This is a genomic window from uncultured Roseibium sp. (assembly GCF_947494555.1).
Lineage (GTDB): Bacteria > Pseudomonadota > Alphaproteobacteria > Rhizobiales > Stappiaceae > Roseibium.
In genome coordinates this window covers 1,223,260-1,241,891 of sequence record NZ_CANLVF010000002.1, presented here as the reverse complement: position 1 = coordinate 1,241,891, position 18,632 = coordinate 1,223,260, and the positions used below count along the sequence as shown (strand labels likewise).

At 57.1% G+C, this 18,632-nt stretch carries 23 protein-coding genes; 10 read left to right on the top strand and 13 right to left on the bottom strand.

The genetic code is table 11. The features are described from left to right. Nucleotides 1-4 precede the first annotated feature (4 nt). Genes pcaG through pobA form a run of 5 tightly spaced genes read right to left on the bottom strand, consistent with a single transcriptional unit; the run spans nt 5 to nt 3,727 of the window. Nucleotides 5-625: a protocatechuate 3,4-dioxygenase subunit alpha gene (gene pcaG / locus Q0915_RS14220; protein WP_299472184.1), complete on the bottom strand. Its 621-nt coding sequence runs from the start codon at nt 623-625 to the stop codon at nt 5-7. 2 nt (nt 626-627) lie between these two features. Then, nucleotides 628-1,353 carry a protocatechuate 3,4-dioxygenase subunit beta gene (gene pcaH / locus Q0915_RS14215; protein ID WP_299472183.1) on the bottom strand — a complete coding sequence of 242 codons (726 nt, stop codon included), beginning with the start codon at nt 1,351-1,353 and terminating at the stop codon, nt 628-630. A 25-nt stretch (nt 1,354-1,378) separates the two neighbouring features. Further along, on the bottom strand, nt 1,379-1,774 hold the full coding sequence (gene pcaC, locus Q0915_RS14210) for a 4-carboxymuconolactone decarboxylase (RefSeq protein WP_299472182.1): 396 nt from the start codon (nt 1,772-1,774) through the stop codon (nt 1,379-1,381). Further along, nucleotides 1,758-2,558 carry a 3-oxoadipate enol-lactonase gene (gene pcaD / locus Q0915_RS14205; RefSeq protein ID WP_299472181.1) on the bottom strand — a complete coding sequence of 267 codons (801 nt, stop codon included), beginning with the start codon at nt 2,556-2,558 and terminating at the stop codon, nt 1,758-1,760. The genes pcaC and pcaD overlap by 17 nt, the downstream gene beginning before the upstream one ends. Beyond that, nucleotides 2,558-3,727, bottom strand: a complete 1,170-nt coding sequence (gene pobA, locus Q0915_RS14200) for a 4-hydroxybenzoate 3-monooxygenase (protein WP_299472180.1) — start codon at nt 3,725-3,727, stop codon at nt 2,558-2,560. Before pobA ends, pcaD begins: the two co-directional genes overlap by 1 nt. Before the next feature lie 92 nt (nt 3,728-3,819). Here pobA and pcaQ point away from each other — a divergent pair, with 92 nt between their 5' ends. The 3 genes from pcaQ (at nt 3,820) to Q0915_RS14185 (ending at nt 6,071) form a co-directional block, all read left to right on the top strand. Further along, nucleotides 3,820-4,740, top strand: a complete 921-nt coding sequence (gene pcaQ, locus Q0915_RS14195) for a pca operon transcription factor PcaQ (RefSeq protein WP_299472179.1) — start codon at nt 3,820-3,822, stop codon at nt 4,738-4,740. A gap of 195 nt (nt 4,741-4,935) precedes the next feature. After that, nucleotides 4,936-5,424 carry a twin-arginine translocation pathway signal gene (locus Q0915_RS14190; RefSeq protein ID WP_299472178.1) on the top strand — a complete coding sequence of 163 codons (489 nt, stop codon included), beginning with the start codon at nt 4,936-4,938 and terminating at the stop codon, nt 5,422-5,424. 20 nt (nt 5,425-5,444) lie between these two features. Next, the gene (locus tag Q0915_RS14185; RefSeq protein WP_299472177.1) at nt 5,445-6,071 is read left to right on the top strand and encodes a ferric reductase-like transmembrane domain-containing protein; all 627 of its coding nucleotides are present in this window, start codon (nt 5,445-5,447) and stop codon (nt 6,069-6,071) included. A gap of 58 nt (nt 6,072-6,129) precedes the next feature. On the opposite strand, the gene Q0915_RS14180 is transcribed toward Q0915_RS14185, so the two are convergent. The 4 genes from Q0915_RS14180 to Q0915_RS14165 are packed head-to-tail and all read right to left on the bottom strand — an operon-like array spanning nt 6,130 to nt 9,808. Then, complete coding sequence (locus tag Q0915_RS14180) at nt 6,130-7,638, bottom strand: tripartite tricarboxylate transporter permease (RefSeq protein WP_299472176.1); 1,509 nt, start codon at nt 7,636-7,638, stop codon at nt 6,130-6,132. A gap of 1 nt (nt 7,639) precedes the next feature. Next, entirely contained in the window at nt 7,640-8,089 is a 450-nt protein-coding gene (locus Q0915_RS14175; protein WP_299472175.1) for a tripartite tricarboxylate transporter TctB family protein, read from the bottom strand. Next, entirely contained in the window at nt 8,089-9,045 is a 957-nt protein-coding gene (locus Q0915_RS14170; RefSeq protein ID WP_299472174.1) for a tripartite tricarboxylate transporter substrate binding protein, read from the bottom strand. The genes Q0915_RS14175 and Q0915_RS14170 overlap by 1 nt, the downstream gene beginning before the upstream one ends. Nucleotides 9,046-9,076: 31 nt before the next feature. Further along, nucleotides 9,077-9,808 carry a GntR family transcriptional regulator gene (locus Q0915_RS14165; RefSeq protein ID WP_299472173.1) on the bottom strand — a complete coding sequence of 244 codons (732 nt, stop codon included), beginning with the start codon at nt 9,806-9,808 and terminating at the stop codon, nt 9,077-9,079. A gap of 82 nt (nt 9,809-9,890) precedes the next feature. Between Q0915_RS14165 and Q0915_RS14160 the strand changes: the two genes are divergently transcribed. Both Q0915_RS14160 and Q0915_RS14155 read left to right on the top strand, forming a co-directional pair. Next, a complete protein-coding gene (locus Q0915_RS14160; protein ID WP_299472172.1) occupies nt 9,891-10,670 on the top strand; it encodes an amidohydrolase family protein in 780 nt (259 codons plus the stop codon). A 254-nt stretch (nt 10,671-10,924) separates the two neighbouring features. Continuing rightward, nucleotides 10,925-12,628, top strand: a complete 1,704-nt coding sequence (locus tag Q0915_RS14155; RefSeq protein WP_299472171.1) for a DUF6798 domain-containing protein — start codon at nt 10,925-10,927, stop codon at nt 12,626-12,628. Between the two features lie 57 nt (nt 12,629-12,685). Here Q0915_RS14155 and Q0915_RS14150 read toward each other — a convergent pair whose 3' ends face one another. The 4 genes from Q0915_RS14150 to Q0915_RS14135 all read right to left on the bottom strand — a co-directional run bounded on the left by Q0915_RS14150 (nt 12,686) and on the right by Q0915_RS14135 (nt 15,795). Then, a complete protein-coding gene (locus Q0915_RS14150) occupies nt 12,686-13,765 on the bottom strand; it encodes a YeeE/YedE family protein (RefSeq protein ID WP_299472170.1) in 1,080 nt (359 codons plus the stop codon). A 175-nt stretch (nt 13,766-13,940) separates the two neighbouring features. Further along, nucleotides 13,941-14,996 (bottom strand): YeeE/YedE family protein, encoded by a 1,056-nt coding sequence (locus Q0915_RS14145; RefSeq protein WP_299472169.1) that lies wholly within the window; start codon nt 14,994-14,996, stop codon nt 13,941-13,943. 41 nt (nt 14,997-15,037) lie between these two features. Then, nucleotides 15,038-15,346 (bottom strand): metalloregulator ArsR/SmtB family transcription factor, encoded by a 309-nt coding sequence (locus tag Q0915_RS14140; RefSeq protein WP_299472333.1) that lies wholly within the window; start codon nt 15,344-15,346, stop codon nt 15,038-15,040. Nucleotides 15,347-15,426: 80 nt separating this feature from the next. Next, the gene (locus Q0915_RS14135; protein WP_299472168.1) at nt 15,427-15,795 is read right to left on the bottom strand and encodes a thioredoxin family protein; all 369 of its coding nucleotides are present in this window, start codon (nt 15,793-15,795) and stop codon (nt 15,427-15,429) included. 81 nt (nt 15,796-15,876) lie between these two features. Between Q0915_RS14135 and Q0915_RS14130 the strand changes: the two genes are divergently transcribed. The 5 genes from Q0915_RS14130 (at nt 15,877) to soxZ (ending at nt 18,620) form a co-directional block, all read left to right on the top strand. After that, on the top strand, nt 15,877-16,617 hold the full coding sequence (locus Q0915_RS14130) for a cytochrome c biogenesis CcdA family protein (RefSeq protein ID WP_299472167.1): 741 nt from the start codon (nt 15,877-15,879) through the stop codon (nt 16,615-16,617). A gap of 16 nt (nt 16,618-16,633) precedes the next feature. Further along, nucleotides 16,634-17,194, top strand: a complete 561-nt coding sequence (locus Q0915_RS14125; RefSeq protein WP_299472166.1) for a thioredoxin family protein — start codon at nt 16,634-16,636, stop codon at nt 17,192-17,194. Nucleotides 17,195-17,347: 153 nt separating this feature from the next. Next, the gene (gene soxX / locus Q0915_RS14120; protein ID WP_299472165.1) at nt 17,348-17,821 is read left to right on the top strand and encodes a sulfur oxidation c-type cytochrome SoxX; all 474 of its coding nucleotides are present in this window, start codon (nt 17,348-17,350) and stop codon (nt 17,819-17,821) included. 22 nt (nt 17,822-17,843) lie between these two features. After that, nucleotides 17,844-18,266, top strand: coding sequence for a thiosulfate oxidation carrier protein SoxY (gene soxY / locus Q0915_RS14115; RefSeq protein ID WP_299472164.1), 423 nt, complete (start codon nt 17,844-17,846; stop codon nt 18,264-18,266). A 24-nt stretch (nt 18,267-18,290) separates the two neighbouring features. Then, nucleotides 18,291-18,620: a thiosulfate oxidation carrier complex protein SoxZ gene (gene soxZ, locus Q0915_RS14110; protein WP_299472163.1), complete on the top strand. Its 330-nt coding sequence runs from the start codon at nt 18,291-18,293 to the stop codon at nt 18,618-18,620. The last annotated feature ends 12 nt before the right edge of the window (nt 18,621-18,632 follow it).

Sequence of the window (18,632 nt, the reverse complement as noted above, 5' to 3'; positions counted from 1 at the left end):
GGTCTCAGATATCGAAGAAGACGGTCTCGTCTTCTCCCTGGAGCTTAATGTCAAAGCGGTAGACTGTCTTGCCATCCCTTTCGGTCCGCTGGGCAATCAGTGTCTTGCGCCGCTTTTCCCACTCGATCAGGTTCAAAATGGGGTCACCCGCGTTGGCGTCCTGCTCGTCGTCGAAGTAAAGCCGCGTGTGTAGACCGATATTGACGCCGCGCGCGACAAACCAGAGGCTGATATGAGGTGCCATGACACCCACCGTGCCATCGGTCACGGACCCCGGTTTTATCGTGTCAAAGCCCCATTCACCGGTTTCAAAATCGGTGATGACGCGGCCCCAGCCGCGAAAGCCGTCTTCCACCGTGCCACCGGCTTCCGGGTGGGCATACGTGCCGGCCGCGTTGGCCTGCCAGGCTTCCAGAAGCACATCCTTGATCGGCGATCCCATGCCGTCGATCACGCTGCCCTCGATGCGGATACGTTCGCCGGCGGCATGCGGCCCGGCAATATCCCAGCCGAGTTCATTCTTGTAGATTTCAAATCCCGCCGCTCCGGGTGCAAGACCGATATGCACGTAGGGGCCGGCGGTCTGCGATGGCGTTTCCTTCAGATAGTCCAGTGTCTGGCGCATGATCAGTTGCCCTCCGGACGGTTCTCGAAATAGGTCGACCTGCGCCCACGCAAGACGATGTCGAACTTGTAGGCGATCGTATCCAGCGGAATGGTCGCATTAAGGTCGAGTTTTGCGATCAGCTGTTCGATCGCCTCGTCATCCGGGATCGTTTTGACGATCGGACAGATGGGAATGAGCGGGTCGCCCTCGAAATAGCACTGCGTAATCAGTCTTTGCGCGAAGGCCGTGCCGAAGGCCGATACGTGAACATGTGCCGGACGCCAGCTGTTGACCCAGTTGCGCCAGGGATAAGCGCCCGGTTTTACGGTCCGGAAACAGTAATACCCGGCTTCGTCGGTAAGGGTACGGCCGCAGCCGCCGAAATTGGGATCGATCGGCGCAAGGTAGGTGTCTTTCCTGTGCCTGTAGCGTCCACCCGAGTTGGCTTGCCAGATCTCCACAAGCGTGTTCGGCACCGGTTTGGCATTTTCATCAAGCACGCGCCCGTGGAGCAGTATCCGTTCTCCGATCGGGCTTTCACCCGGCTTGGCATAGTTGGTCAACAGGTCGCTGTCGCGTGGATCAACATCGTTGTGACCGAAGACAGGTCCGGTGATCTCGCTGACGGTCGTTCCCAGGCTGATCATGGAATATTGAGGCGAACGGGCGACGCTTGTCTTGTAGTCAGGCGTCAGCGCCGGTGGCTGCCAACGCCGGTCGCGTTGATAAAACGGACCCTGGTTCATGGTTTCTCTCCCTGTGAGCGTGAGCTCAGCGCACCGCGTGTCGTGTGCTCTGCTCCATCTCCGCATATGTTTCCTTGGCAATCTTCAGGGCCTGGTTGGCGCGTGGCACACCAGCATAAATCGCGACGTGCTGAAACGCCTCGAGCACGTCCTGTTTGCTGGCGCCCGTGCGGGCGGTCGCCCGGATATGCATCGCGATTTCCTCAAAATTTCCAAGTGCGGCGAGCAGCGCCAGCGTGAGCATGGAACGCTCGCGCGCGCTGATGCCGTCGGACGACCAGACCGTTCCCCAGGCCCCCTCGGTAATCAGGGTCTGGAACGGACCGTCTAACTCGGTCTTGCCGTTTTCCGCCCGGTTGACATGATCGTCGCCGAGGACCGAGCGGCGCACGTCCATGCCACGTTCATACCGTTCTGACATGCGATGTCTCCTTGAGAAACGTCATCAAATGGCCGGCATAAATATCCGGATATTCCACACAGGGCAGGTGGCCCGCGTTGCGGATCTCAACATAGCGGCTTCCGGCTATAAGCTCTGTCGTGCCGCGGACGAGTTCCGGCGGGCTTGCCATATCAAGCTCACCGCCGATGCCAAGGGCTGGCAGTTTGAGCTGTGCAGTGGAGGTGGTCAGGTCTGTCGCGGCAATCGCCGCGCTGCATCCGATGTAGCCGTCAGCAGGCGTGCGGGTCATCATGTTGCGCCACAGGGTCGCTTCCGCTGATTGACGGAAGACTTCGCCGAACCAGCGCTGAAGAATGGCATCGGCCATCGCCTCGATACCGCCTTCGCGTATGCGGTCAATCCTGTCCTGCCACATCTCGGCAGTGCCGAGCTTGGCGGCAGTGTTTGAAAGCACAAGCGCCTTGATCGCTTCGGGCCGCCGGCTCGCCAGCGATTGTCCAATGATGCCGCCAATCGACAGTCCGACGAAGATGCAGGCACCGACGTTGATCTTGTCGAGAAGCTCCTCGGTATCCGTAACCAGCGCGTCCATGGCGTAGGGCGGCTTTGGACAGGAGGAGAGGCCGTGGCCGCGCTTGTCGAAACGAATGAAGCGAAACCCCTCTTTCGGCAGGAGCGGTATGATCTTGTCCCAGAGCCTGAGATCGGTGCCGAGCGAGTTGGCGAATACGATCGGATACCCGTCCGGGTCGCCGTCTTCCCTCCAGTGAAGGTCGACTGAACTGAGTCTTGCGATCTTCATCAGTAAGGCAGCCCCACATAGTTTTGCGCAAACCATCTTTGCGCGATTTCATTATAGTGCAGGGACTCTATTTCAGCCCGCTGCATCTTGAGATCGAAATCCGACTGATCCGGGAACCTATGCAGGAGATTGGTCGTCGACCAGCTGAAGCGCTCCGCTTTCCAGACCCGTGCCAGTGCCTTCTCGGAATAGTGTTCGATCCCGCCCATGTCTTTATCCCGGTAAAACCGCACAAGGGCTTCATGGAGATAGTGAACATCGGAGGCCGCCGTATTCAGCCCCTTCGCACCCGTCGGTGGAACGATATGTGCCGCGTCGCCACACAGGAAGAGACGTCCCCATCGCATGGGTTCGGTAACGAAGGATCGCAGCGGAGCAATGGATTTTTCGATTGAAGGACCGGTTACCAGTTTCTCCGCGATAGCCTCCGGTAGTCGGCGCTTCAACTCGTCCCAGAAGGCATCGTCGCTCCAATTCTCAACCTTGTCGGTTTGATCGCACTGAACGTAGTAGCGCGACAGGTTCTCATTGCGCATGGAACAAAGCGCAAATCCCCTGGTCGAGTTCGCGTAGATCAGCTCATCGTGCACAGGCGGTGTTTCGGAGAGGATGCCGAGCCAGCCGAAGGGAAATATCTTTTCGTATTCCTTGCGCACAGTCTCCGGAATGGTCTTGCGGCTGACGCCGTGAAAGCCGTCGCAGCCGGCGATGAAGTCGCAATCTATCCTGTGTTCTGCGCCGCCCGAGACATAGGTTACATAAGGAGCGTCCCGGTCCGCATCGATTATCTGGACGTTTTCGACTTCAAAAACGGTTGTTGCATCAATTGCTTCCCTCGCGTCGTAAAGATCATGCGTCAGCTCGGTCTGGCCGTAGACGACGACGTTCTGACCTATCAGCTTGTGAAAATCGATCGCGAACATCTCGTTTTCATAAGAGATGCAGGTGCCGTGATGGACGAAGCACTCGCGGTCCATGCGCTCGGCGACACCGGCCTCGCGCATCATGTTGACAAGCCCAGTCTCCAGTATTCCGGCCCGGATACGCGCCAGAACATACTCCCGCGTCTTGCGCTCTAAAAGGACGGTCTCAATTCCCTGTTTGTGCAACAGCTGCCCGAGCAGCAGGCCTGAAGGGCCTCCGCCGACGATGACAACCTGAGTGCGCATGGCTTTCTCCTCTGTTGCCTCTATATTGAATGTCCAAAAATGAGAAGTAAAATGAGATATTGAGCCTTTTTGTTTCTGAAACGGGAAACTAAATGATCGATCGACGCATCAAATTCCGGCATATTCAGTGTTTCGTGGAGATCGCGCATGAACGCAGCCTGAAGCTCGCAGCCGACAAGTTGTCTCTGACCCAGCCCGCGATTTCAAAAACGCTGAAGGAGCTGGAGGACATCATCGGTGCGACCCTGATGACGCGCAACAGGGCCGGGATAGCGATGACAAAACAGGGAAAGGTCTTCCTGCATTTTGCGCAGATCTCGCTTGCCAGTCTTCAGCAGGGACTGGATGGTGTTGAAAAAGAAGGCGAGCACGCGCGCGCGACCCTGAAAGTCGGCGCCCTGCCGAGTGTTGCGGCAAGCTTCATCCCACCCGTGATCCGGGAATTCACCGAGCTTGCCCCCAATGTGATGGTCAAGATACTCGATGGTCCCCACGGGTTTCTCATAGAGCGGCTGAAACTGGGCGAACTCGACCTCGTGATCGGGCGTCTCGGCCGTCCGGAGGCCATGGAAGGCGTATCCTTCACACAGCTTTATTCCGAACGGGTCGACCTTGTGGTTCGCAAGGGGCACCCGCTGCTGGCGGCTCCCGACGTCAAGCGCATCGTGGAGTGGCCAGTCATTTACCCTCCGGAAGGGGCGGCGATCCGGCCGCTGGTCGAGCGTTTCATGATCGCCAACGGTGTCGGCGAGATACCGCACCGGATTGAAAGCGTTTCGGGCGCCTTCGGGCGGCTTTACACGCGCCAGACGGATGCGGTCTGGATCATTTCATCCGGCGTTGTGCAGACCGAGACCGAAGACGGCTTGCTGGTTAGGTTGCCCTTCGACAGTGACATCACCAAAGGCCCGGTCGGGCTGATGACACGGCCCGGCACCCGGCAAAGCGCGGAAGTGCAGATTTTTCTTCTGGCGGTCAAGTCTGTCATTTCGGATCTGGATCTAAAGTCCTGAAACCGCTCTTGCAGCATCTCGGTGACGTTGTTTCAGGCCGGAAAGCTTCTTTTCTCACGAAACCGTGAGCATCTTTCCGGCATGCTCTTTCCGCATGGTCTCGGAAAAGGACATAATCGCACTATACTTCATCGTCGGAAATGCTTGGCCTGTGTCATAGGCCAAGGGTCGAACGTCCCGATAGGAGAGATCTTGATGACAATTGACCTGATCACCCGCCGTACGCTTCTGGCCGCAAGTGGCGCCGCTGCAGTCACCGGGGTGTCCGGGCTTCTTGTCCCGGCCAGCGCGCAAGGCCTTGCCCCGACGCGTTCGATGCGTGGCGGCTCAAACAATTACCGTCCAGGTGCACCCATCGTCGATCGCATCGGCGGCGGCGGCTTCTGGATGTCCGGAACGGTGCGCCGTTCAGGTGATGGGGCTCCACTGGCCGGTCAGCGCATCCAGATCTGGGCGCACACAACCGAAGGCCACGAACGTGACGCACGCAGTCACGGCGCAACACTGACCGATGCAAATGGCGTGTTCAGGCTGGAAATGCCGCAGATCGTCCCGGCATTCGGACAGCCGCACGCACACCTGGCTTATGACAGCGAAGACTTTGAAACGGTGTTCCTCCGGCCCATCATGTCAAGCTCGAAGGACACAAGTCTGGAAGCCCATTTCGTTCTGCAGCCAGCCTGACAGGGTTGGATAAATCGGGCATGCGCCGGTTTCGCGCGATCCTGATCTGGAGTGCCTTGGCAGTCGCCATTCTGGTACCGTTAGCAGCCGCCGCGGCCAGCCCGCTGCTGCAATGGCGGCAGCCCGTCTATATTGCGGCCGGTTTTGCCGGCATCGCGGCGATGGCGCTCTTGCTGGTTCAGCCTCTTCTTGTTGGAGGATACCTGCCGGGTCTCGCATCCCTTCGCGGACGCAAAGTGCACCGTTGGGTCGGCGTAGCGCTCGTTGCCGCGGTTGTGATCCATGTCGGCGGCCTTTGGATCACCAGTCCTCCGGACGTGATCGACGCTCTATTGTTCAGGTCGCCGACGCCGTTTTCGCTCTGGGGCGTGATTGCGATGTGGGCGGTCTTTGCCGCCGCGCTGCTCGCCTCCCTGCGCCGCCGCCTGCGTCTTCGCCCGCGCATCTGGCGCCTTGCACACACGCTTCTTGCCCTGGTGATTGTCGGCGGCAGCGTTGCCCATGCCCTTTTAATCGAGGGAACCATGGAAACGGCAACGAAAGTCGCACTCTGTGTTCTGGTCATCGCCGCGTTCTTGAAAGTCGTTACCGATCTGAGGGCCTGGTCAACGCGAGTGAGGAGGGACGAGAAACGAAGCACGCATTAATATGCAAAGCTTCGACCGTTGTTCACGCTTGTCCTGCTGGCCGATGCGCATTTTGCTGCTATCGGTGCCCAGCTTCCCTTTTCTTTCGGTTACGGTCTCGAATAACCTTGATGAGCGGCCACGCGATAACCAACACGGTTGCCATCGCGAGTGTCGCGGAAAGCGGGCGTGTCAGCAGCTCTGTTGCGTCGCCTCTACTGATCAGAAGTGCGCGACGAACGCTCTGTTCTGCCATAGGGCCGAGGATCATCCCCAGAATGACGGGCGCAAGAGGCACATTCACTTTTTCCAGGAAATAGCCCGCGATGCCGGCCAGTAGCATGACCCAAAGATCAACCGGCCGTCCGTTGATCACATAGACACCGACACACATCAGTATCAGGATTGAAGGAACCAGCAACACGCCCGGCAAACGCTGGAATTGCGCGAATACGCGAGTTGCGACCGTGCCGCCAAGCAGGAAAATCAAAAGGGAGGTGATCAGCATTTCCATCATGAAGCCGCCCACAAGAACCGGGTTTTGATGGAAGAGCTGCGGACCTGGTTGCAGGCCATGGATCGTAAGAGCACTGAGGACCAGGGCGGCAACCACGTTGCCAGGTATACCGAGCGATAAGGCCGGGATCATCGATGCGGCGTTGTCTGCATTGTTTCCGCACTCAGCCGCGGCGACGCCTTGCGGATTTCCTTTGCCGAAACTTCCGGGATCCTCGGATGCTTTCTTCGCCGCATTGTAACTTAGAAACGCAGCAATATTTCCGCCGGCGCCGGGCAGAATGCCGACGGCGATACCGATACTCGAGGCGCGTAACCAGGTAGGTAGCAGCCCCTTGAGTTCGCCCGGTTTGAAGGGAACGTTCGTAAGCTTCAGTTGTGCCGCAGAGAGACCTTTGAGATCGCATTTTTCAGCGAGCTGCAGAACGGGCGGCAATGCGTATAGACCTACCAGCACGACAATAAGATCAAGACCGCCCAACAGCCAGGTCTGGCCAAATGTGAACCGGGCCTGACCGGACAGTGAATCGATCCCGATCGTGCCGATCAACAATCCCAGAACCGCTGCCATGATGCCCTTGATCGGATCGGAGCCGACCATTACGCCCACCGACGCCATACCAAAAATCGCGATCCAGAAATACTCGGCGGGGCCGAAATACAATGTGACCCGCGCCAGCAGAGGTCCAACCGTCATCAGCGCAATAGCGCTGGCAATTCCTCCCATGGCCGAAGACCAGCATGCTATTTTCAAGGCTTTGCCCGCTTCGCCTTTGTCGGCCATCGGATAGCCGTCAAAAGTGGTTGCGATCGACGCAGGTGTGCCGGGAATGCGCAACAAAATGGCCGGGATCGCGCCGCCATACATTGAGCCGTTATAGATGCCGGCCACCATGGCAAGTGCGACAAGCGGATCCATCGAGTAGGTCAGCGGTAAGAGAAGGGCGATTGCCATAACCGGATTGAGTCCCGGCAGTGCGCCGATGAACACTCCAAGCAGCGTCGCACCGACCATTGCGGCAATGGGCCAGAGCGTGAGGACATTTTGTAGAGCGTTAGTGTAAAACTCCATATCAGCCTCCCGTGCTCAACAGGGACAAAAGCGTCTCTCTAGGCAGTGGTTTTTCCAAAAGAACCGAAAAAACCAGGAAGACCACCAAGGTAAACACCAAGGCCACGATCACCGCATACAGCCATTGTCTGAAACCGAGTGCGGCCGGCAGCATCAGCATCAGGAGAAACGAAGATGTGTAGAAACCGAGCGGTGCCACCAACGCGATGTATACGGTGCAAGCAGCGGCGGCCGTGACCATTTTTGTAGGCGCTTCGATCAGTTGCCTGTCCACATATGCGCCGGATCTGAGCGCCTTGCCCGCAACAGCTGATCCAAGAAGCGCCAGGAGGATTCCCAGTACCATCGGGTAGGTGCCGCCTTCGCCGCTGTAGGATCTCGCCATCCAGGCAGCTGCAGCACCTACACCCATGAAGATCAGGCCGAGGAATATGTCCTGACGCCGTTCCATTACTGCGACAATCCGAGGCCCTTGGAAACTTCGGCGAGGGCGTCGAATTCCGCCTGCAGGCGTGCACCCAAATCGGGCCCCTTTACAACGTTCGGCACTTCACCTTTGGTTTTCAGAAACTCGACATAGCCCGGATCGTTGACTGCCGTTTCAATGACGTCAGATAGTTTTTTCACGATTGCCGGATCAAGGTCTTTCGGTCCGAGAATTGCCCGCCAAAGCAATGTTTCCTTATCGGCCATACCCAGTGCTTCCAGCCCGGATGCTTGCGGCAGCGCGGGCACGTCCGCTGCGGATGTAACCAGAAGACACTTCGCTTCACCGTTTTCGACGTAGGGCAGCACGGTCGAAATAGAGCCGCCGTAAATGTCGACGTGTCCGCCGAGAAAATTCTGCAGAGTTTCCCCGGCGCCACCGAACGGTATGGGTATGGCGTCAATCTTGTTCGCCTGGAAAATCCGTTCGGCAGCCAGTTGCATCGTGCCGCCGATACCGTCGTTTCCGTAGGTGTATTTTCCCGGGTTGGACGCGAGCTCGTCAAGGAAACCCTGACCGTTTTCTGCGGGAAAAACGGATTTGACGCAAAGCGTATAAGCGGTTTCGGAGGTGGAAGCGATCGGTGTGAAGCTATCCAGGGAGTAGGCGACGTTTTGAACCTGAGGAACGGTCGTGAGCGGGCTGTTCCATGTTGCGAAAAGCGAATATCCATCGTTTTTTGACTGCATGAATTGCGATGCCCCGACAGAGCCGCCGCCGCCTCCGACATTAAGTATGGCAATCGACGTACCGAGCGCTTCTTCCAGCAGAATTGCAAGTTTGCGCGCACTTGTATCGGTTCCGCCTCCCGCTCCGGCCGGTATCGTGAGTTCAATTGGGCGTTCCGGATACTCAGCCTGGGCAGGAAGAGAAAGTGCGATTACTGTCGTTAGCCCGACAAAAGCCGTTTTCATTTTCATTTGAATTCTCCCTGTTAATTATCTGGTTTGTTTAGGTAATTTCCGTTCTGTAGCGGAATTTTGCGGCGCTGCCTCGGGCGATGCGCCATTCAACGGGCTTGTTTTCAATGTCGAATGCCGTGCGCTGTATGACCGCAAGCGGCGCGTCATTCTCCAACCTGAGTTGCTGCGCGACTTGACCGGATGCACGTCCGAACGAAAGGTCGTCAGTAGCGCGTTTGACGAGCACGCCGAACTTTTCGAAATAGAGCGGATAAAGAAGCGGCCCGAAGTCTGCGTCGTCGAGTGTCTCGAAACCTGAAAATTCCTCGGCCGGAATATAGATTTCCTCAAACAGGACAGGAACTTCTGAAAGGCTTCTAAGGCGTACGATCTTGATCGTGTCCGTCGTGCCGAGTGCCGCGGCCGCGATTTCCGGCGCTTTGCTTCGGCTGCGCAGGATCAGCTTGCTGGACGGGATCGAAAGTTGCGATCCGTCCGCTTCGCGCAACTGGAAGAACCTGAAGAGCGTTGCATCGAAGGAGGGGGCCTTGACAAAGGTACCTGACCCCTGCCGCCGTTCCAGCAATCGTTCATTCACCAGACCATCCACGGCCTTGCGAACTGTTCCGACCGAGACCTGGTAAGCCTCGGCCAAACGCGCTTCGGAGGGAATTGGCTGCTCTGCAGTCCATTCACCCTTGGCAATCCGCGATGCAAGCGTATCGCGAAGCCGCACGTAAGCCGGCAGCCTGTCATCACTGGTGGTGAATTGTGCGCTCATTTTTGCCTCCGGGAATATTCCATAATACATATTGACCCATATAGTCAACCAGTCATATATATGAATTGGAAGGAGCGTTTAGATGATCCAGTTTGATTGCCATGCGCATGTTTACGAGCAGGTCGCTGCGATCCCCAACGCGCGTTACGTTCCAGAAGCCCCTGCGAGCTTGGCGCAATGGTTGACCCACCAGAAACGCAATAAGCTTCGCGGAGGCGTCATCGTCCAGGTGAGTTTTCTTGGTACCAACAACACCGAGCTTTGCGCGGCGCTCTCCAAACTTGATATGAACCGATACGCAGGTGTCGGTGTCGTGGAGCTGGAGGCAGACGGCGATGAAATGGACCGGCTGGTCGCGGCCGGAGTGCGTGGACTTCGATGGAATTTCGTTGGTGGAGGCCGTTTGCCGAACCTGAGAGAGCAATCAGTCCAACGTTTTTTGGGCATGCTTCGTGAAAGAAATCTGCATCTCGAGATCCATCTGGAAGGCGACAGGCTTGCCCCGTTATTGGCTCCACTTACTGATACAGGCGTTAGCATTGTAGTCGACCATTTTGGATTGCCGTCTCATGAGGATCCGCATCAGGACCCCTTGGTGCGTGCCGTTGGTGAACTGGTGGATCGCTCTCGTCTCTATTTTAAGTTTTCGGCACATTATCGGACGCCGTTCGATCTGAAGTGCCATGCTCAAGCGTTGTTGCATCATCTTTCGGGGACAAACATTGTTTGGGGCAGCGATTGGCCGCACACGCAGCACGAATGCGAAACGGACTATGACAGTGTATTTGATCTTTGCGACAAATGGGGGCTTGGATCCGACCACGCAGCCGTTCAAAGCCTCTATGGTTTGAGCGCTGAATGAATGGTCTTGCCTAAGCTTCAGGCGTTCACAGATCGAAACCTCAATGATCCAAAAGGCTCGATGCGAAATCGGCAAGGCTAGAACGTATTTCGCTGGCCGTGCCGGCGGCGCGTGCACGAAAGCCTAACCAATTCGTTTTTATAGTTCTCCGAACACGCATCCGCGTTCCAGTGAAACGGAATCCGGAAATCATGTGCACCCCAACCCATGCGCAACGTGAGCCGATGATAGCGACGACAAGCTGCGAGCAAACCATGAGTGGTGCCAGAGATGCCCGCTTGAAGCTTTTGTCACTGGCTTTGGCCGTTGTCGCCGCCTTCGTCCTGTTTTCCCGTTTTGGAGAAACAGCCGCCATTTGGCCGGCGACAGACAATCTGCCGGCGGCTTGCAGGTTGCTCGATCCCGCCTGTCTTCTGGGTGACTTTTTCACTGATGCCAGCGCGAGCATTAACCCACGAAACCCGATTGCCTATGTGTTGACGGCAATGTCGAAAGCGTCGAACAGCGGCGCTCTGGGCGGGCTTGCCGTTATGAACACGCTTATTCTCGTGCTTCTTCCCATTGTCTCGACCGTTTTCATCTGGGCGGCAATCAAAACGCATCTGTCGAGCGGCACGAACACCCGTGCAGATCGGTTAAGGGAAACCCTGGCTGTTGTGTTGGCGCCGCTTTTGTTTGTCGCGCTGGCTGGTGGGGTCGGGGACGCGTTCTTGATCGCGGGCTGGCACCCGGTCAGACTGATCGCAACGGCGCAGGATTTTTCCCTGATGCTGTGTTTGGCGGGCGTTCTTCTGATATGGAAGCGCAGGGTGATTGCAGGGCCGGTCCTCATTTTTGTCGCCGGCATTTTCCATCCGGTGATGGCGCTCTACACGGTGGTCTTTTCGACCATTGTGCTCAGCCGATGGAAAATCGCTCAGGATGTGCGCTATTGCGCGGGGCTTCTTGCTGCGCTCGCAGCAGCTGTGTTCGTGAAAATGACCTTTGCCGTATCGGCACCGATTGACACGCAAACTTTCGTTGATATCTACGTCAGGGAACGTCATCCCCATCACTATCTGCCGTCTCAATACGGCGCATCCGGCAACGCCGATTGGGCAGTGTCTTTTGCGCTTCTGATCGCCGCGCTTGTCATCGTCGCCGTTTTGCTTGTCAGAATGAAAAACCACGCGTGGCGGAACACGGTACTTGCGATTCTCTCCTACGCAGGCGCCATCGCAGCGCAATATGCGCTTGTCGAACTTTATCCGATCAAGACTGTCGTTGCGCTCGGGCCCGCTCGCTATTCGATGTTCGGGCTCTGGTTTTTGATGATTTTCGGTGCGGTAGCGCTGATCGAGACCGCAATGCGTGAACTGCACCGGAAAAAAATCGAAGATAAGGCTTTCGGGATTGCCGATCAGCTTTTCCGGCGCGCCGGTCCGCTTTCCTGGGCGGTTGTTTCGGTTCCCTTCGTGCTGCTCGCTATCGCCGCAGCCTATAATGTGTCCGTATCCAGTCACTTCGACAGCGATATTGACGGGTTTGATGAGGTGATCGCCTTCGCCAAAACCGAGACCGGCGAGGACGATGTTTTTGTCCTTCCCGCCGGCAGCCTTGGCATCGAGTTCCGCCTGTCGGCCGATCGGGCCATCTTCGTTGGCAAGGCGTTCCCCTTTTCCGAAGACTATTTCCTGGAGTGGATGGACAGGTTCGCTTCCGTCTACGGAACAACATCGACGCTCGCGACCTATCCGGGGCAGATGATATGGGCCAGGCAGGAGAGCTTTTACCGGAGCCACACGCCGGCGTCCTTTGCGCGTTTTGCTGATCAGGGAAAGATCGACTGGGTCGTTGTCGAAAAGGATTTCTCTGCGAAATTCGAACTCTGCGCACCGTCTTTCGAAAATGAATCGTATTTGCTCTACGCGATCGAAGCCTTGAAGACCTGCCGTGCGGATCAGCGCGCCGGGAACTGATAGCTCATGCAGCACAAAATCGCCTAGCACATCGAATTGCGTCTAGGCTTTCCCGCTTCAATAGGAATGCGACAGTGATTTCGGAATCCCCCGCAATACGCCGAGCATATGATCTGTCACGATCGCGGACAGCCAGATGCCGATGAGCGTCAGCCAGGCGGTCACGGCGAAGAGCGAAGCACCCGTAATCCCGGCACCGACGGCGCAACCGCCAGCCAGCATCCCTCCAAATCCCATCAGCCCGGCGCCGGTAAGATATCGGGCCATGGAAGGTCCGCTCTCAAAGCCTTGCAGCATCAGTTGCCGGGTGAGGAGGGCAGCGAGGAACGAGCCGAGGAAAACGCCGGGAACCAGTCCGGAATTGAAGCCGAGGTTTTCAAACGGCGCCGAAATGAACAGCATCAGCATGTCGGCGGACGGTCCGGTGAAAGTCACGCCCTCGACCTGAACATGATCGAAGGCCTGCCGTGACATGGCGGTCGTGAACCAAAGCGCCAGCGGGACCGTCAGGCCCACACCGACTGCTGCAATCGTCTGCCATAAAGAGCTCCGGTTGCGCCACGCAAATCCAAGACCTGCGAGCAGCCAGAGACTGCCGAACAGAAAAACGGATGCCTTGCTCAACCCAAGGAATGACGTGAGGTCGTTACCCCCGGTGTCGACCGTGGTCCACAATCCGGACAACCAGTCACGCATCGGTTTAAGAGCGCCATAAAGGCTTGCCTGGGCGACAACCGCAAAAACCAGTCCGGAGAGCAGGGCTCTCAGGTTGCCGGTTGCCGAAAGCACCAGGAGCCGGCTAGCGCAACCGCGGGCCATGACCATGCCCGTTCCGAACAACAGGCCGCCGATCAGTGCCCCGGAGAGGCTTTGCGGAGATGCCAGTTGCCGGGTTTCGTCCGCGGCGACTTCGTCAAATGTGTTCAGTAGCTGCGTTGCGATCATGGCACTTGAGAAGGCAAGCAGCCAGATGGGCAGCCGGTCAGACGGTTTGCGGCGGGAGAACTCAAGTGCTGCGGCCCGAAGGCAGAACCGGCTCTGCTGGGCGAGTGCTCCGAACGTGACACCGACAACCAGCCCGCCAATGACGAGCACCGTGGGCTCCGATAGTCTTTCAAGAATGGCGGTCAGGTCCATGTGCGATCCAGTCCAGCGGGATCAGCGCCGTCAGCAGTTGAAGATACTGTCAATTCTGAAGGCAGCGGATCGGCTTGCATTGACCGATCTCAAGGATACATAAAAAAATTCGATAATATGAATATGATATAGCGACGTACTTCTGACTAAACGTCGCAAGTGTAAATTTGCGTCGCTATTCGGCTGGTGCAAAGCCCGTGATGAGCTGCTTCAGGCCAAGTGCAGCTCCGGCGAAAATGGCGAGCAAGGTCACCGGCGCGCTATAGGCAAGAACTGAAAACGCGGAAATACCCTGGCCGACACTGCACCCGACGGCCAGGATCGCGCCGGGACCCATGATTGCCGCACCGGTGATCTGCCGGCGCAGCTCGCGCGGGTCTTCACAGGCCTCCCATCTGAAATGACCTTTCGAAAACGATCCCAGAAAGGCGCCGATGATGACGCCCACAACCGATCCGACGCTGAACGAGAGCGTGTTTCCGGATGCGGTCATGGCGTAATAAATTGTATCGCCGATCGGCGCGGCGAATGTGTGCGTCTCAACCGGTTCTGATTCAAATCCGGTCATGGCGACCCAGTAGGTGCCGACCCATCCCGACACAATGGCCAGTCCAACGATGCTGCCCCAGAAAATATGGCGTGGAGACTGCCGGAAGGCTGAGCTGGTGAGCGTAAACGCGATGATGAGGCCGCCGACAACAAGGCCGGTCACTACGGGCGCAACACCGAACCTGGTATCGAAGAACTGGCTCACGCCTTGCGGCGTTGCGGCACCTGTCTCGACCGGGAACAGCCAGACACGCGCATGGGCGAGGGGCCCCGACATGACGAAATAGGCGGACAGCCCCATCACGGTGACCATGACAAACGCCCGCAAATCGCCGCCACCAAGACGGGCGAGGGCGCCATAGCCGCAATTGCCGCAAAGAGCCATGCCGTAACCGAACATCAGTCCGCCGACGATCGAACCGAGCGGGTTCCAGACCCTGTCGAGATACGCTGTGCCGGAGCCTTCCAGCAGCCCGGAGGACATGGCCACGTGCGATCCGATAATCGCGACACCGATTGCAAGAAACCACATGCGCAGGCGGCGATCGTCCGCGCCATAAAGATAATCTTCGATGGCACCAAGGGTGCAGAAGCGGCCAATCCGTGCGGCAAGTCCAAGGGCGATACCGCCCACAAGACCGATCAGTGCAACTGAATTGGCTTCTCCGAGCATTTCCAGCATGTCCGGCTCCTCCCAAAAGCGGACGCTGTCAAAGCGTTCGGTTAGTCGTCTCGACAGAACAGTTCATAGACAACTTCCATGATTTGCTTCGGCCTGTCATCTGCCAGGCTGTAATAGATCGCCTTGCCGTCACGCCGTGGTGTTACCAGACCCTCAAGCCTCAGACGTGTCAATTGCTGTGACACGGCCGCCTGCCTTGCAGAAAGAAGGTTCTCCAGTTCGGCCACCGATTTTTCACCGGACGCAAGGTGACACAGGATCATCAGGCGGCCTTCGTGGCTGATCGCCTTCAGGAAATTGGAGGCACGCTGTGCGTTCTTCATCATCCTGTCCATGTCCTCGGCGCACATGTTGGCGTCGAACACTGGCAGGCGGGACGTTCCTTCGCTCGAGCCTTCTGGGGTGCCTTGCGTGTCAGCAGTCATATTGTTCAACCCGTCTGATCCAGTGGAATGTTTGCCTGGCTGAACATCATGTTGAGCAAGCTCCAGAAAAAATCCTCACCGGGATATCCTTCGATTCGACCGACTTCCGCGCCATTGTGCACGAGAATGAAGGTTGGTGTGAAGCGGACCTTCTTTTCGAATGTCACATCCGGCGTTTCGCCATGCAAATCATAGCGTTTCAGCGGCGCCGTCTTGCCTTCAACCGTTTTCGGATAGATGTGCGCTATCTCTTTGTTCCACTTCGCGCACCAGTGACAGCCGTCTTCCTCCGCCATGAGCAAGAGCGTCTCCGCACGCGCTCCGGCGGGCGCGAACGCCAGCAACAGAACGATCAGCGTCTTCAACAAAGCCAATTCGAAACCCCGATTGACGAGTGCACACACTTAATCATAATCTAATTTATGAATATATCAAGCTGAGAAGCAGCTCACTCCATGTTCGAGATAACCTTCGTTGGTGCGTTGGCGGCAGGACTTCTGTCGTTCCTGTCGCCCTGCATTCTGCCGATCGTACCGTTCTATCTGAGTTACCTGGCAGGTGTCGGGCTGAACCAGATGGAAGCGGAGACGGGCGTATCCGGCACCGTAAAGGTGCGCGCTTTCCTTTCGGCCTGTTGTTTCGCCCTTGGGGTGATCACCGTGTTCATGGGGCTCGGCGCTACGGCAAGTACATTCGGTCAGCTGGTACGAGAGTATTTTGATGTGCTGCGCTGGGGAGCGGCGGCGCTGATCATTGCAATGGGCCTTCACTTCCTGGGCGTGGTTCGGATCGGCATTCTTTACCGGCAGCTGCGGGTCGAGACCGGAGGTAAGTCGAGTGTAAGCCTGCTTGGCGCCTTCGCAGTCGGACTTGCATTTGCTTTCGGTTGGACGCCGTGTGTCGGGCCGGTTCTGGCCGCAATCCTGTTCACGGCGGCTGGTCAGGAGACCGCGGGGCAGGGGGCCATGCTGTTGTTCGTCTACGGCCTCGGCATGACGCTGCCGTTTGTCTTTGCCGCTCTTTTCATCGGACCGTTCATGTCCTGGATGGCCGGATTTCGGAAACATCTCGGCGTCATCGAAAAACTCATGGGCGCATTTCTGATCCTGTTCGGGGTCCTGATCGCCACGAATTCCATCAACGTCATCGCTCAGTGGATGCTGGAATACGTTCCATGGTTCAGCGCCATTGGCTAGTGGAGGAGGAATGACAATGAAACGTCTGTTTTTGACGCTTTGTGCGATCTTTTTGTCAACGAATGTGTTAGCGGCCGAAATAGGCGACGACGGCCTCCACAAGGCGCTCTGGATGCGGGACACCTTCAAGGATCTTTCAGAAGACCTTGAAGAAGCAAACGCCGAGGGCAAGCGCCTGATGGTGATCGTCGAGCAGCGCGGCTGCATCTATTGCAAGCAGATGCACGAACAGGTTTTCGTGATCCCGGAAATCTCCCGGTATATCGAGGACAATTATTTTGTCGTCCAGATCAACATGTTCGGCGATGTTGAAGTCACTGATTTCGATGGTACGACGCTGCCGGAAAAGGACATGGTCAAACGGTGGGGTGCGCTGTTTACGCCGAACATTTTTTTCTTCCCGGCCGAGGTTGCTGAGGATCAGACAGCGACGCAAGCAGCTGTTGCCAACATGCCAGGTGCCTTCGGGCGGTGGACGACGTTGAATATGCTGACCTGGGTGGTTGAAGAGGGTTACAAAAGCGACGAACCCTTCCAGAAATACCACGCACGCAAGTTCGAGAGCCAAGGCAAATAGCAGCCGATGCCGCGATGCGACATTTTATTTCGTTTTTGCTGCGCATGCGAACAGATAGATAAATTCATTTAAATGAATTTGTTATTGCGTAAAAGCGAATATGTGATGTATGGTCGCACCAACGGTCGCCGGGAATCGACTGAGGGAGGATGTATGAAACACGCACTATTCGGCTTATCTGCAATGCTTGCCGCATCGACGGCATTCGCCGAGACAGTCAAGCCGACAGACGTCATCTTTACCGATGGTGCCGTCGACGTATCGCTATCCGGCTTGGCCGGCGATCCGGCCGCAGGAGCCGAAATCATGAACAAGGGCGCAGGCAACTGCATTGCCTGTCATCAGATATCGGCGCTCAGTCACCTGGCTTTTCACGGCGAGATTGGCCCGCCGCTTGACGGCGTCGCCGATCGCTGGTCCGTCCCGGAACTGCGTGGCATCGTCGCCAATGCCAAGGTGATGTTCGAAGACAGCATGATGCCATCCTTTTACAAGACCGAAGGGTTTGTCCGGCTGGGGGATGCCTATACCGGTGATGCTCACGGCGACGGTGATGTTCTGCCGCTGCTCACGGCTCAGCAGATCGAGGACGTTGTCGCCTTTCTCGTAACGCTCAAGGAAGAGTGACCTTCCTGACATGGAGACCAAGATGGAAATGACACGGCGAAAACTGCTCGCACTCGGCTCCGGCACATTCGTGCTGGCGACGCTGTCGAGCCTGCCCGCATTTGCCACGCTGACTGACGACGCGATTGCAGCGCTGACCGGCGGGGCGGACATGGGCGAGGGGGCAATTACCCTGACCGCGCCGGAAATTGCGGAAAACGGCAACACCGTACCAATTGCCTTCGATGCACCCGGTGCAGCGGAAGTGACACTGTTTGCCGACGGAAACCCTGTTCCGAATGTCGCGACATTCAAGTTCGGTCCGCTAAGCGCATCTCGCAGCGCCTCGACGCGCATCCGCCTTGCAACGACACAGAACGTTGTCGCAATCGCGAAGATGGAAGATGGCTCATTCCAGATGGCCAAGGCCAACGTGAAAGTGACCATCGGCGGCTGCGGCGGCTGATCTGTAGGCATTAGGAGAGAACTCATGGCATCTGGTGTGAAACCACGGGTAAAGGTACCCAAGAAGGCTGCAGCGGGTGAAACGATCACCATCAAGACCCTGATCAGCCACAAGATGGAGAGCGGTCAGCGCAAGGATGATGACGGCAATGTCATCCCGCGTTCGATCATCAACCGGTTCACCGCTGACTTCAACGGCGAGAACGTGATCGACGTTGTGCTTGAGCCCGCGGTATCAACCAATCCTTACTTCCAGTTCGAGGCTGTCGTTCCTGAATCCGGCGAATTCAAATTCACCTGGTACGACGACGACGGCTCCGTCTACGACACGGCGAAAAAGATCACAGTGAGCTGATCGCCAGGACAA